The sequence below is a fragment of the Pararobbsia silviterrae genome (genome assembly GCF_003628125.1).
Taxonomy (GTDB): Bacteria; Pseudomonadota; Gammaproteobacteria; order Burkholderiales; family Burkholderiaceae; genus Pararobbsia; species Pararobbsia silviterrae.
Map to the genome: position 1 here is coordinate 333774 of NZ_RBZU01000002.1, position 12834 is coordinate 346607.

The following is a 12834-nucleotide window of genomic DNA, read 5'->3' on the forward strand; positions in this document are numbered from 1 at the left end:
GCGCCACGCGTGTGCGCCCGCATTGAATGCATTGAAAAGCGTCGGTGTCGGTGTTTTCTCTGATTCCCCGGATCCGTGCCGCGTGTCACGACGCCTGTCGTCGATGTCGCGCTCGATGTGCTGCGTGGCGCCGACGCGCGAGTATCGGGCGGCGCGGAGTCGGATAAAGCACGCGGATGAACCATGCTTTCGCGTAGCTTGGTGTCTGCGTCCAAGCGAATACGCGAGCGATAGTTTTGGCGAATCCGCGAGTGAATGCGTGGGCGAATGCTTAAGCGGGCCGACGCGATAAAACATCCAACGCAACGTCTAGCGCAACGCTTAGCAAAATGTCTAGCGAAACGCGGACGGAAACAGCATGGCTAATCCGATTGCCGCGCCGATCAGCGATACGGCGATCGGCCCCAGCTTTTTCCTTTGCGCTTCCCACTGTTCGATTTTCGCTAACGCTTGCTGTCGGGTGGCGCCTTGAAGCGGAAACGGGTCTTGATTCACGCGTGTGCGCATCGTGGCGATATGCACGCGGAGGTTGATATAGACGATCGAAGCGAAGAAGGCGATGACGGCGGCGAGCAAGGCGAGGTGCAGGACCATGAGTTCGAGGTGTCGCATCGGGCAGAGAGGTGCGCATCGGATCCTGATCGGGCCGTGATCGACTCGTGGTCGAGTCACTCGGCTCGGCCCGGTCGCGATGACGTGGCGGCGCAGCGCGCGGCCACGCATTGCGGAGATCGCGTGCTTGAGTCTAGGGATACACTGAGCGCCTGTCTCACGTGAAAATCTGCTCAATCGTCGAAAAAAGGACATGGCCCCGACTCGTATGGCGTCCCCTCTGCGCGATCACCATCGCCCTGCGATGCCTGTGAGTGCGCGCGCGGTCGATTTCCCCGCGGGCAATATCCGGCCCTTGCATCACCATACGACGGCCCAGCTGATTTACGCGGTCGACGGCGTCATGGTCGTCAGCACGCATGCGGGGCAGAGGGTTGTCGCGCCGACCCAGGGCTTCTGGATGCCCGCGTTGACGGACCATACGATCCGGATGGTGACGCCCGTCTCGATGCGCACGCTCTATATCCAGGCCGATGCGGTGGCCGGCTTGCCCGAGCGCTGTCATACGGTCGCGATTCCGGCCTTGCTCCGGCATTTGATTCTGAGCGCGATGGCGGTGACGGGCGACTACGGACCCGACTCGCGCGATGGCCGGCTGATGGGCTTGATCCTAGACGAGCTGCGTTTTTCGCCGGTCTTGCCTGTGCATTTGCCGTTGCCCGCCGATCCGCGCGCGCGGACGATTTGCGAGGCGATCCGCGCCGAACCGGAGAGCAAGCGGACTCTATCGTCCTGGGCTGAAGCAATCGGCGTCGACGTCAAGACGATCCAGCGCGTGTTCGCGCAGCAGACGGGCCTGACGTTCGGTCAATGGCGGCAGCAGGCACGGCTGTTGATCGCGCTCGAGCGCCTCGCGGCCGGCGAGCGCATCGTCGATGTCGCGCTGAGTCTCGGTTACGACAGTCCGAGCGCGTTTGCGGCGGTGTTCAAGAAGCGCCTCGGTGTCGTACCGAGCGCGTATTTCCGGGGCAAGGCTTGAGGGTGACGGCGCCGGCTCGTCGAGTGCGTTGAATCGAAGCGCGTCAGGACGGGAGGAGCACATCGACGGATACGTCGAGTGCTTTTGCGATCGCCGTGTAGATTTTGGCTGTACCCGTTCGCTTTCCGCCTTCAATCTGACTGAGATACGCCTTGCTGATGCCGGAAGCATCGCTGAGTGCGTCCTGTGTGAGCTTGCGATATTCGCGCCATGCGCGGATGGGATGGGCGCCGTCGAGTTCAGCGTTCAACACAGCGGCGGGAATCCGCGTCCCGTCGTCTTCGGCCTTTGCGCGGTCGAACAACGCCGTATCGTCGAGATGTTCGACGAGCGATGCGACTCGGTTCCAGAGCTCGATGGGCACCACCGCGAACTCGACCGTGCCGTCGCGTTCAATGAATTGAATCTCGGTCATCTGTAGGCCCCTCCACGAGGACACACGGCAAGTACGACGACGATCAGCTTGCCTTCGTTGATTTCGTACAGCACGCGCCAGTCACCCACACGAAGCCGGTAGCCGTCTCGTGCTTCGAGCTTTTTGACGTTCCGAGCCGCATAAGGATCGATCGCCAAGACGTTGATCTTGTCTCGAATCGTTTTCGCCACGTTGCTCGGCATCGTCTTTAGCGATTTCACCGCGTGTTTGGTGTACTCGATTGCGTACATGATCGATGTTAGCAAAATGCTAACTTATCTGCAAACTTCATTGGTATGGTCGGGAGCGGGTTTCGCACGGGGCATTGAGGGTCATTGAGGCGGCTGGCTTCGAACATGCGGATGTGTGCTCGTTGTAGAGCTTGTCGATGCGCGTCGTGTGTTGCCGGTCAGGATTCTCCGACGATGGGCGATCCGCGAATTGTTGAAACCGATGCAATTCACGACGCGATGTGCGCGAAAAGCGAATTGAGCGACGAGGCACCGGCGGCAAAGTTCGCGTCGTTTGTTTCTTCGATGGCTCACTACGCCTAAAGCAGAAATCCTCATAACGATTGCTTGAATACGTGTTAGGCGGTCGCGCGGCCCCATTTGTACACTCGGTGCTTTTTCCCGCGACGTTCGAGGAGACCCGTTTTGAGCAACGACCCACATTCGCCATCGAGCGCGCAGCGCAGCGCCAGCGAGTGGCACGACCGCGTGATCGATATGCGCTGCCGCCCGGCCTATCTCCACGATTTCTTCGGCGCGACACCGGGCACGGCCGAGAACGAGACGGCGCGCTGGCTCAATCAACGCGTCGGCACGCGCGGCGACGTCGAACACTATGCGGCGTCGCGGACCCCCGACGGGTTCTTGCGCGAGGTGAGCGCGGCCCGTTTGAAAAAGGCCGTCGTGGTCGGCCGTCATACGCCGTCGCAGCACTTGCCGAACGACCGCATTCATCAAATCGTCCACGGTCATGACACGCTCGTCGGCATCGGCGCCGTCGATCCGATCCTGCAGGGCACGCAAGGCGCACTCGACGAAATCGAACGTGCCGTCTCGACGCTTGGCCTCGCGGGAATCGACATCGAGCCCGGCTTCGGCGAGCCGGCCCGGTTCGCCGACGACCCCGCGTATTTCCCCGTGTACGAACGATGCAGCGAACTCGGCGTGCCCGTCTTCCTGATGACGGGACCGACGACGCCCGATCCGCGCTATAACGACCCGGCGCCGGTCGCGGCCGTGGCGCGCGCGTTTCCGAATCTGCGCATCGTCTGCTATCACGGCTTCTGGCCGAATGTGCAGCAGGCGTTGGGTCTGGCGTTCCGCTATTCGAACGTGTATCTCGTGCCCGACATGTATCTGTTCGTCGCGGGCAGCACGGCCTATGTCGAAGCCGCGAACGGATTTCTTGGCGATCAACTGTTGTTCGGCTCGTCGTATCCGTTCCGTCCGATCACGCAAAGCATCGAGGACGTGCTCACACTCGGCCTGCGCGACGACGTGCTCGAACGCGTGCTGTTCCGCAACGCCGAACGCGTGCTGGCGCGCGCATCGACACGTTGAGCGGAACGGCGGCGGCGGTGCACCTGGCACCTCGCGCCGCCGACTTACAGACTTACCGACTCACAGACTCACCGATTCGTCGGCAGACCGTGAGTCCGTTCGACGATTCCGATGATCGCGACGATCGGATCAGACCCGGGATGACCTGACCTAACTGATCTGGGACCCCGGCCTCACGCGATATCGACGACGATCTTTCCGCGTGCCGTAGCCGTCGTGATCGCCTCATACGCGAGGTCGACGGATTGCGGATCGAATCGACGCGGATCGAGGTTCGGCACGATCTTGCCGGCCTCGACGAGCCGCGTGGCCTCGCGAAGCACGTCGCCGTAGTGCGCGCGATGCAGACCCGTCAGCAGCGGGTGCAGCGAAAAGATCCCCGAATACGTCGCCTCGCGAAACGACAGCGGGGCCAGCGCGTGCGTGCCCCAGCCTAAGGCGCTGACTACGTGCCCGAAGTGCTTGACCGCACCGAACGAGGCATCGAGCGACGCCCCCCCGACGGTATCGACGACGACATCGAAGCCTGCGCCCTGCGTGCATGCCGCGACGTACTGTTCGACGGATTGCGATCGATAGTCGATCGGTATGGCGCCAAGGCTCGCGAGGTAGGCGTGATCGCGCGCGCTCGCCGTCGCGAACACCGTGGCGCCGAGCGCGCGCGCGAGCTGCGCGGCGACATGTCCGACGCCGCCGGCGCCGCCTTGCACGAGAACCGTCTGATCCGCCTGCACCCGTGCGCGATCGACGATGCCGAGATAGGCCGTGATGAACGCGAGCGGCAGCGCCGCCGCCTCGCGCATCGAAAGATTCGCGGGCTTGATCGCGAGCAAATCGGCATCGACGACCGCGTACTCGGCGAGGGATCCCTGAATCCCGCCGACGCCGCCTGTCATCCCGTAGACGGCGTCGCCGATCTCGAACGCCGAGACGCCCGGTCCGACCGCATCGACGACCCCTGCCATATCGATGCCGAGCACGAGCGGCAAGGGATGCTTCGCGTGTGCGGCTTGACCAGCGCGGATTTTCGTATCGAGCGGATTCAGCCCGCTCGCGGCGATGCGCACGCGGACTTGACCCGGCGCCGGTTCCGGTTTCGTGAGCGTCTTCCATTCAAGGGGGCCGTTATAGCGATCGAGCACAAGGGCCTGCATCGTCGGGGTCATGGTCATCTCCAGATCGGGGCCGAGACACGGTGTCGGCATGCGGATTATATTGATCCATGCTAAAACGCATGTAAATCGACGATACTGAACGGCTATCATTCAAAAATGAATGCGAATATGAATGCTCGCGATCTTGATTGGAGCGACGTGCGGATCTTTCTCGCGATTGCGCGCTGCGGGTCGCTCGGCGCGGCCGCGAAACGCGTGGGCCAGAGTCAGCCGACGATGGGGCGCCGCCTTCGCGCACTCGAACACGCGCTTGGCCATACGCTGTTCCAGCGCACGCGCGACGGCTTCGTGTTGACCGATGACGGTTCGGCCGTGCTGGCCTATGCGGAGCGCATGGAAGAAGAGGCGTTGGGGTTCGAGCGTGCCCTGACGGGCAGCGAGTCGCAGCTCACGGGCCTGCTGCGCGTGTCGTCGTCCGATTGGTTCGGCGTTCATATGCTGACGCCGGTATTCGCGCGGCTGATGAGCGAGCATCCGGCGATCTCGATCGAGCTCGTGACCGATGCGCGTCTCTACAATCTCGCGCGGCGCGAAGCGGATCTGCTGTTCCGCATCACGCCGTTCGACGAGCCCGATGTGGTTCAACGCAAGCTCATGCATATGGACTATGCGTTGTACGGACCGGTCGATCGCGCGCCGCCGTCGCGCGGGGACGGCGACGGTTGTGCGCTGATCAGCATGGACGGCGCGTTCGCCACGCTGCCCGACGTCGAGTGGATCAAGCGGATGTTGCCGAGGGCCAAGGTCATGTTCGGCAGCAACAATCGCGAGGCGCAGGCGCGCATGTGCGCGCTCGGCGCGGGCTTTGCCGTGTTGCCCTGTTTGCTCGGCGATGCCACGCCCGGGATCCGTCGCATCGATCTCGGCGCCGCGCCGCCGGGGCGCGACGTCTGGGTCGGCTATCACCGCGATCTAAGGCGCGTCGCGCGACTGCGCGCGTTGCTCGATGTGACGATCGATGCGTTGGCGGGCGAGGACGCGGATCGTTGAGTCAAGATTTGATCGCGGGGAGGAGGCACTTCAGGCTCGCGCTTCGAGCGTCGCGGCGGTTACTGTCCGCCAGGACATTGCACGGTCGGAGAGCGGCCGTTTTTGATGATCGTCTGCGCTTGCTGAATGCAATCGGCTTGTGCCTTGAGCGCGTTGTCGGCGAAGCTCGCGTTGGTGGTCGCAAGACCTGCGTAGCCCGCGGCGATTTGTTCGTTGCTGACCGCCAGTCCTTCTTGTGCGGTCAGCGCGCCGTTGCGTGCGGTGATGGCGCCGTTTTGCGCGGTGACAGCGCTCGTGTACGTTGTGCCGGCGTTCGCGACCGCCGTGAGGCCCGCGCCGATCGTCGAGTTGTCCTGGAAGGACAGCACGTTCGTCGACCCATCCGGACCTAAGGTCACGGCGAGCGTCATGTCTTGGCCGAATCCGTTGTGCAAAGGCATATGGAGTTTCTTGCCTAACTGTGGCACGGACACTTGCAGTTGCGGTTCGAGATCGACATTGACGCCCGCGGCGTCGGGCGGGACCACACCGAAGGCATCGGGCGCTTGACACGTCCCCAGGCACGCGCGGAAGAATCCGGTCGCCGGTTGGCGTACGACGAGCCCGTCGTGCTGGATCGGGCCGCCCGACGTCGCAACGGAACCCGATGCCGCTTGCGTGCCTTTGGCCGGCGCGACGCCGAGCGAGAACTTCCGGACGAACAATTCGAACGACACGTCGGTCGACTCCGGCACGAGATCGTTGCCGCCACCTTGGACACTGGCCGCGGCCGCGATCGCGTACGCGTCCCTCGGAACCGCTTCGGTGACAGGGGCCGCACCATTGAACGACACATCGATCCACGTGTTTTGAAACGCCCGATCGACCCATTTTTGACGGATGTACGTGAGCAGACTCGCTGGGTAGAGATGTCGTTCGATCGGCGATCCGTCACTCGCCGTGAATTCGTCGATCTTCGGCTCCAGGGTCATCGGTATCAGCAATGTCACGGCCTTCGTGGCATCCGCTACGTCGTTCGCCGCCTGCGAAATCGCCGCGTCGGAAGCGGTCGACGGCGCTGACGCACCTCCGGCGGGTTTAAGCGTCGCTTGCAATGTTTTGAGCGCCTGCTTCTTTTTGTTGAGCGTGTCGATGGACGTCATGGCGTCATGACTGCACGCCGAGACGATGGCATACGGAGGATGGGTCGGCGTGCCGCCTGCGCCTGAGTTCGGGCCGAGCGGCGCGTTCTGTTTGAATTGAAGATCGAATTCAAGCTGCTTTTGTTGCGCGGCTTGTTCTGCCTCCGGAACGTGGACTCTTCCCGTCAGCGCGGCCCCGGCGATCGAAGCGGCCGTCTGCAAAAATGCCCCCGAAATTTGCAGCGTCTGATCGTTCGACTCCGTGTTGACGGATTGCAGGGTTTGATCGCCCGCCGTGGTGACTTTCAGCGTCGTGGACTTCCAGAACGTCGCGAGCTGCGTGTAGTCCACGTAGTAGCGTTCCTTCGGATCGGCTTCAAACGTCTGCGACGTGGCGGCCGCGACTTTCAAACTGAGCGAAGGAAAGGTCGAATCCTTGGCCGGGGTGCAATCGACGAGCGTGACCGTGAACGTGGTCGTCAGGCGTGTTTGACTCAGTGCGTAGGGGAACGCCGCCGGCGGGATCTCGGCGCGGTCGTCAGCGAGCTGATACGTGACGAGCTCGGTGCACGCCGACGTCAAGAGCACGCAGGCTCCGATCAACGCCCGCCACTTCCATGTGGACTGTCGCATTGCCGTCTCCTAGAGTCATATCTCTGCGGGTTTCGTACGTGGCGCGTCGCATTCAATGAGCAAGGATCGCCGTGGGTCGCTCACGCGCTAAGTGCGCTGAGTCAGCAGCGTGGAGACCACGGCCGCGGACCAGCATGGCGTCGACCCCGGAAATGTGCCGGGTATCGACGTGTCGGGCGGGGGGACCGTCTCGGGCGGCGCGAGGCGAACGCCGCTGAAGCCGGATTGCGGCAAGTAATTGTGGTGACCGTACGCCCAACTGTCGGGGATCTGCCAAAGCGGTGGGACGTCGATGCCCGTCGGCAATGGAACGGCGGGGCCGAAACGTCCCAACGCGCCATGCCAATACGGCGATCCCTTCGTCACGATGCCCCCGGCAAGGTTGCCGGGAGGAAACGCCCACGCCAGCACTTCGTCGCGCATCGAGGCGAGCACGGAGATCGATTCGAGCTTGGCCGCCGCGTCCTGGTATTCGCCGCCGAGGCAGGTATCGTCAATGGCGCCCGCCATCAAAATCGCCTGCCTGATCGTGCATCGCGTTTGACGAACGGTCTCGAGCACCAGGCGTGCGCCGAGACTATGCGAAACAAACGAGAGGCTCGCCGCTCCCGTGCAGTAGCGATCGAGGCACGGGGCGAGCAGCTTCGCGCTCGCGATCGCCTCGTTGCCTTCGACGGGATAGTCGAGACCGTGCAGCCAACTCGAGTCTCCAGGCCAGAGCACCGCGATGTAAGCCCAGCCGGGTAGCGTGAGCAGCGTCTCCCACATGGATAGCGCTGACCGGCCGTCGGGCCCGCTGACATTGAATCCATGCGTCGCGATCAGGACGTTGCGCCCCGTGACGAGTCCGGCGAGCGTGCCGAGATCGACCGGGCTGCCATCGTTCCACAGCGTCGGCGCGCCGGCGACGCCGCCTCCGACCGATTGAGCGCGAAGATTGATGAAGTGTGTCATGCCCGGACACCTATCGCGCCTTGAATTGCATGACTTGCATTGCCGCGGTCAACGCGCTGCTCAAATCCTTCGCGACGGGCGCGAGCGGTGTGGCGAGCAACCCGGTGATCAATCCGGTCCAGAGGTCGGGATCGTTGAGTTTCCAGAAGCTCGCGTCCATGGTTTTGGCCTCTGTCGCACCGGCATGAAGAATCCATGCGCCTCCCAGGGCAAGACCCGTCGCGACCACGCAAGCCAAGCCTTTCGCGTAGTTCCGATATTTTTGGTCGGCGCGTTGATAGGCCTCGTCGAGCAAGGCCGTCAAAGCAAGGTCGAATCGCCCCCAGGTGTCCATGTCCGCGCCTTGGAGCGATTGCGCTTGCGCCATTGCATCCATGACGGATTTGAGTTGATTTGCGTTGCACCCTGTCGCGCCGGCCAGCGCGGTTACGGTGTCGTTGTCGAGCATCAGCTTGATCAGCGCTTTGGCTTTGCTGATCTGATCGTCGAGGCTGACGCCGTTGATCCAGTTGGAGCGAAGCGTCTCCAGCAAATCGCTTCGTTTGAAGCCCTGCGAATCGGATGCCTGGAAAAGACGTCCGACGAGGCCCGCGATAAAACCGAAGCCAAAGTTCGACGGCCCGCCGCGAATCAGTTTGCTCGCGTCGACGAGTCCAAATGCCGATGTCCCGAGCGCGCCGATCGCCGCGATGTATTGGGGCAAATTGAGCAAGGCATCCATCACGTCTCCTTTCGGTTTCGTCGATGCGTTTTTGGGGTGCGATGCGATTTCGCAGGGCGAGCGACACCCGCGCCTCGATCACCCGTGTGATGGCGTCAGACATCGCGAACGCTTCGGAAAATCACCGTGGACCCGCAAGGCGGCGATCGCGTCTTAAGGCGCCAGTCACCGCCGGTCGGTAATCCTTAGACAAAAAATAGGCGAGCCAAGGTAGTTTTACCCGCTAGGGTTTTCCACAGTCGATCGGCATGCCGTCATGCGTCGCTTCGCCCCCGGCCTGCGCGCCATGGCTTTATTGTCCTAGGGTAAACTACGATCCCTTTCGGCGGGCTCGGCGCGGGCGTGTGCAAGCACCGCGCGCTTTTCCGATAGCAAAACAGAGTTCCATGCAGATCCAAACCTTCCGCGAGCAGTGGCTGTCGAGTATTCCGAGTAATGTCCTGGCCGGCCTGACGACGTCGTTTGCGCTTGTCCCCGAGTGCATTGCGTTCGCGCTCGTCGCGCATCTGAACCCGTTGATGGGGCTCTACGGCGCCTTCATCCTTTGCGCGCTGACGGCGATACTCGGGGGCCGTCCCGGCATGATCTCGGGCGCGGCGGGTTCGATGGCCGTGGTCATCGTCGCGCTCGTCGAGCAGCATGGCGTCCAGTACCTGCTGGTGACCGTCGTGCTGAGCGGCATTTTCATGATGCTGTTCGGACTGTTGCGACTCGGCAAGCTGATCCGGATGGTGCCGCACCCCGTCATGATCGGCTTCGTGAACGGCCTCGCGATCATCATCGCGATGGCGCAACTCGAGCATTTCAAGCAACGCACGCCGCAGGGCGCCGTCTGGCTCCACGGCACGCCCTTGCTCGTCATGAGCGCGCTCGTCGCGGCGACGATGCTGATCGTCTACGTACTGCCCCGGATCACGAAAGCCGTGCCGCCCGCGCTCGTCGCCATCGTCGGCGTGGGCATCGTGAGTCAACTGCTGCATCTGCCGACGCGGACCCTCGGCGACATGGCGCATATCGCCGGCGTGTTCCCGTCGTTCCGGATACCCGAGATTCCGTTCGACGTCGCGACGCTGAAGATTGTGTTCCCGTATGCGCTGCTCATGGCGATCGTCGGGCTGCTCGAAACGTTGTTGACTTTCAATCTGACCGATGAGATCACGCAGACGCTCGGTCAGCCGAATCGCGAATGTCTCGCGCTGGGTGTGGCGAACGTCGTGTCGGGCCTGTTCGGTGGCATGGGCGGCTGCGCGATGATCGGCCAGACGATGATCAATCTGAGTTCGGGCGGCCGCAGCCGCGTATCGGGTACGACGAGCGGCGTGATGATCCTGCTCTTCATTCTTTTTCTGTCGCCGCTGATCGAGCGCATTCCGCTGGCCGCGCTCGTCGGCGTCATGTTCGTCGTTGCGCAGCAGACCTTTGCGTGGGGATCGTTGCGCGTGCTCGGCAAAGTGCCGCGCAACGATGCGCTCGTCATCGTGCTCGTCACCGTGATCACGGTTTTCACCGACCTCGCGATCGCCGTGTTGTGCGGCATCGTCATCGCCGCCTTGAATTTCGCATGGCAGCATGCGCGCGAAATTCGCGCCGAGAAAATTGACGGGGTGGTGGACGGCCTGGTGGACGACCTGGTGGATGGCGCGGTGAAGGGCACGGACGGTGTGGACGGTGCAGGCGAGGCATCGACCTACGTGCTGCATGGCACGCTGTTCTTTGCGTCGACCGCGCATTTCCAGGATCTTTTCGAGCCGCATCGCGATCGTGAGGCGGTCGTCGTCGATTGCCGGCATCTGCACGTCGCGGATCATTCGGCGATCGCCGCGTTCGAAACGCTCAAGGAACGCTATCGGAAGGCCGGCAAGCTGCTGACGTTCGCCAATCTGTCGGCACGCAATCGACAGCTTCTCGCGCGCGCGGGCGTATCGCTGTCCCACGCTTGACTCGCTAGCCGCACGCGACGTCGATCCATCGACGCGGGCGGACGATGCGCTCGAATCAAGGCACGCGTCGCCTTTCGTCCGTGGCGGTTTCTCTTGGACGTCTGGCGACCGCGCACGCAATTTGCTCAGTCGTGACGGGCGAACGATCCGTCGCGGGTTCGCGATGGTCGAATCCGCGGGTCGTGCGTCCTCCATCGCAACCACGACGATACGAGCGGATGAAATCCTTACCTTCTCCCAAGGCCCGGCCCGATGCGCTGCGGCGCTTGCGTAACCTCAAGATGGCACGCTCCGCGCACGCATATATGCGCGGAAACACCTCACAGTTTTACGAATGGCTCGAACAAGCCGATATCCGGACGCTGCCGCAAGGCCCGGCGATCTGGATTTGCGGCGATTGCCACACGGGGAATCTGGGTCCCGTCGCCAATGGCCGCGGCAAGGTCGAGATCCAGATTCGCGACCTCGATCAGACCGTGATCGGCAATCCCTGTCATGACCTGATCCGCCTCGGCTTGTCGCTTGCGACGGCATCGCGCGGCTCCGACTTGCCGGGCCTCACCACCGTGCATATCGTCGAAGCGCTCGCGGCGGGGTATGAATCGTCGTTTCGCGCGGGCAAACAGGCGCATCTCGGCAAACGGCCCGAACCGGTTCACGTGATCATGCGCGAGGCCGAACGACGGTCGTGGCATCACCTGGCGCTCGAACGCATTGAAGACCTCAAGCCGACCATTCCGTTGGGCAAGCGCTTCTGGCCGCTTGCACGCGCCGAATCCGCGGAGCTTGCGAGCGTATTCGAAAGCCCGGAGATGGTCGAACTCGCGACCCTGTTGAAGGGCCGTCCCGACTCGGGCGACGTCACGGTGCTCGACGCCGCGTACTGGGTCAAAGGGTGCAGCTCGCTCGGCAGGCTGCGTTACGCGGTGCTGCTCGATATCGACGGCGACGTCGTGGACGGAGACGACCTCTGTCTCATGGACGTCAAGGAGGGGATCAAGGCGGCGGCGCCGCGTTATCGGGACGCATCGATGCCGCGCGGCAACGCCGAACGCATCGTCGAAGGCGCGCGCCACCTGTCGCCGTTTCTCGGCGATCGCATGCGCGCCGCGCGCGTGCTCGATCGCGCGGTCGTCATTCGGGAGTTATTGCCGCAGGACCTCAAGCTCGACGTCGAGCAACTGAGCCGACGGGACGCAAGGAAGTTGTCGGCCTATCTCGGCGCGGTCGTCGGCAAGGCGCATGCGCGCCAGATGGATCGCGCGGCGCGCGGGCGATGGTTCGCCGAGCTTCGCAGGAATCGATCGAAGACCATCGATGCGCCGCGATGGCTCTGGGATTCGATCGTCGAACTGGTCGGCGCGCATGAGGCCGGGTATCTCGAACATTGCCGCCGCTTTGCGAACGGCGGGTGATCGTGCGGGTCATCACGATCCGTGCGCTTGGAGATTTATTCAGGCCGTCATTCCGGTCTTCGTTTAGGCCTTCAATTAGGTATTCATTTCACGCGCCATAACGATCGTCCAAAAACTTCGTTTGTGGCGCGGCAATGCCCATGCAGTATGGCCACGCTTTCCGCGGTTTGAATCCGATGTGGATCGCGATGTCAAAGCGCGAGCCGAGCGGATCGAGGTCCGCGGCGTCAACGTGAGATTCGATGCGGAAAGGATTCGACGGCATCGGCGCCGCTCCGGGCGCGATCGCGATTTTCTGCAAGGGCATT

At 62.9% G+C, this 12834-nt stretch carries 13 protein-coding genes; 5 read left to right on the forward strand and 8 right to left on the reverse strand.

Annotated features, from left to right (window positions below):
• Positions 1-333 precede the first annotated feature (333 nt).
• Entirely contained in the window at positions 334-723 is a 390-nt protein-coding gene (locus D7S86_RS06830) for a hypothetical protein (protein ID WP_147432246.1), read from the reverse strand.
• Positions 724-820: 97 nt separating this feature from the next.
• On the opposite strand from D7S86_RS06830, the gene D7S86_RS06835 reads away from it, so the two are divergent.
• The gene (locus D7S86_RS06835) at positions 821-1591 is read left to right on the forward strand and encodes an AraC family transcriptional regulator (RefSeq protein WP_121084840.1); all 771 of its coding nucleotides are present in this window, start codon (positions 821-823) and stop codon (positions 1589-1591) included.
• Between the two features lie 43 nt (positions 1592-1634).
• On the opposite strand, the gene D7S86_RS06840 is transcribed toward D7S86_RS06835, so the two are convergent.
• Entirely contained in the window at positions 1635-2006 is a 372-nt protein-coding gene (locus D7S86_RS06840; protein WP_121084842.1) for a helix-turn-helix domain-containing protein, read from the reverse strand.
• On the reverse strand, positions 2003-2257 hold the full coding sequence (locus D7S86_RS06845; RefSeq protein WP_121084844.1) for a type II toxin-antitoxin system RelE family toxin: 255 nt from the start codon (positions 2255-2257) through the stop codon (positions 2003-2005). The genes D7S86_RS06840 and D7S86_RS06845 overlap by 4 nt, the downstream gene beginning before the upstream one ends.
• Positions 2258-2662: 405 nt before the next feature.
• On the opposite strand from D7S86_RS06845, the gene D7S86_RS06850 reads away from it, so the two are divergent.
• Positions 2663-3577: an amidohydrolase family protein gene (locus tag D7S86_RS06850; protein WP_240648023.1), complete on the forward strand. Its 915-nt coding sequence runs from the start codon at positions 2663-2665 to the stop codon at positions 3575-3577.
• Between the two features lie 173 nt (positions 3578-3750).
• On the opposite strand, the gene D7S86_RS06855 is transcribed toward D7S86_RS06850, so the two are convergent.
• Positions 3751-4743 carry a zinc-dependent alcohol dehydrogenase family protein gene (locus D7S86_RS06855; protein WP_240648024.1) on the reverse strand — a complete coding sequence of 331 codons (993 nt, stop codon included), beginning with the start codon at positions 4741-4743 and terminating at the stop codon, positions 3751-3753.
• Between the two features lie 117 nt (positions 4744-4860).
• Here D7S86_RS06855 and D7S86_RS06860 point away from each other — a divergent pair, with 117 nt between their 5' ends.
• Entirely contained in the window at positions 4861-5742 is an 882-nt protein-coding gene (locus D7S86_RS06860; RefSeq protein WP_121085261.1) for a LysR family transcriptional regulator, read from the forward strand.
• A gap of 59 nt (positions 5743-5801) precedes the next feature.
• Here the strand turns inward: D7S86_RS06860 and D7S86_RS06865 are convergent, their stop codons facing one another.
• From D7S86_RS06865 to D7S86_RS06875, 3 genes are all read right to left on the reverse strand, one after another.
• A complete protein-coding gene (locus D7S86_RS06865; RefSeq protein WP_121084846.1) occupies positions 5802-7496 on the reverse strand; it encodes a hypothetical protein in 1695 nt (564 codons plus the stop codon).
• Between the two features lie 87 nt (positions 7497-7583).
• Positions 7584-8450, reverse strand: a complete 867-nt coding sequence (locus D7S86_RS06870) for an alpha/beta hydrolase (RefSeq protein ID WP_121084848.1) — start codon at positions 8448-8450, stop codon at positions 7584-7586.
• A 10-nt stretch (positions 8451-8460) separates the two neighbouring features.
• A complete protein-coding gene (locus D7S86_RS06875; RefSeq protein ID WP_121084850.1) occupies positions 8461-9171 on the reverse strand; it encodes a hypothetical protein in 711 nt (236 codons plus the stop codon).
• A gap of 386 nt (positions 9172-9557) precedes the next feature.
• Here D7S86_RS06875 and D7S86_RS06880 point away from each other — a divergent pair, with 386 nt between their 5' ends.
• Complete coding sequence (locus D7S86_RS06880) at positions 9558-11111, forward strand: SulP family inorganic anion transporter (protein WP_121084852.1); 1554 nt, start codon at positions 9558-9560, stop codon at positions 11109-11111.
• Between the two features lie 218 nt (positions 11112-11329).
• Positions 11330-12526, forward strand: coding sequence for a DUF2252 family protein (locus D7S86_RS06885; protein WP_121084854.1), 1197 nt, complete (start codon positions 11330-11332; stop codon positions 12524-12526).
• Positions 12527-12614: 88 nt separating this feature from the next.
• On the opposite strand, the gene D7S86_RS29010 is transcribed toward D7S86_RS06885, so the two are convergent.
• The gene (locus tag D7S86_RS29010; protein WP_147432247.1) at positions 12615-12827 is read right to left on the reverse strand and encodes a hypothetical protein; all 213 of its coding nucleotides are present in this window, start codon (positions 12825-12827) and stop codon (positions 12615-12617) included.
• Positions 12828-12834 lie beyond the last annotated feature (7 nt).

Coding starts and splice junctions, on each gene's coding strand:
- D7S86_RS06885 (WP_121084854.1), top strand. CDS start 11,330: ATGAAATCCTTACCTTCTCCCAAGGCCCGGCCCGATGCGCTGCGGCGC.
- D7S86_RS06835 (WP_121084840.1), top strand. CDS start 821: ATGGCGTCCCCTCTGCGCGATCACCATCGCCCTGCGATGCCTGTGAGT.
- D7S86_RS06855 (WP_240648024.1), bottom strand. CDS start 4,743: ATGACCCCGACGATGCAGGCCCTTGTGCTCGATCGCTATAACGGCCCC.
- D7S86_RS06870 (WP_121084848.1), bottom strand. CDS start 8,450: ATGACACACTTCATCAATCTTCGCGCTCAATCGGTCGGAGGCGGCGTC.
- D7S86_RS06845 (WP_121084844.1), bottom strand. CDS start 2,257: ATGTACGCAATCGAGTACACCAAACACGCGGTGAAATCGCTAAAGACG.
- D7S86_RS06860 (WP_121085261.1), top strand. CDS start 4,861: ATGAATGCTCGCGATCTTGATTGGAGCGACGTGCGGATCTTTCTCGCG.
- D7S86_RS06840 (WP_121084842.1), bottom strand. CDS start 2,006: ATGACCGAGATTCAATTCATTGAACGCGACGGCACGGTCGAGTTCGCG.
- D7S86_RS06875 (WP_121084850.1), bottom strand. CDS start 9,171: ATGGATGCCTTGCTCAATTTGCCCCAATACATCGCGGCGATCGGCGCG.
- D7S86_RS06830 (WP_147432246.1), bottom strand. CDS start 723: ATGCGTGGCCGCGCGCTGCGCCGCCACGTCATCGCGACCGGGCCGAGC.
- D7S86_RS06880 (WP_121084852.1), top strand. CDS start 9,558: ATGCAGATCCAAACCTTCCGCGAGCAGTGGCTGTCGAGTATTCCGAGT.
- D7S86_RS06865 (WP_121084846.1), bottom strand. CDS start 7,496: ATGCGACAGTCCACATGGAAGTGGCGGGCGTTGATCGGAGCCTGCGTG.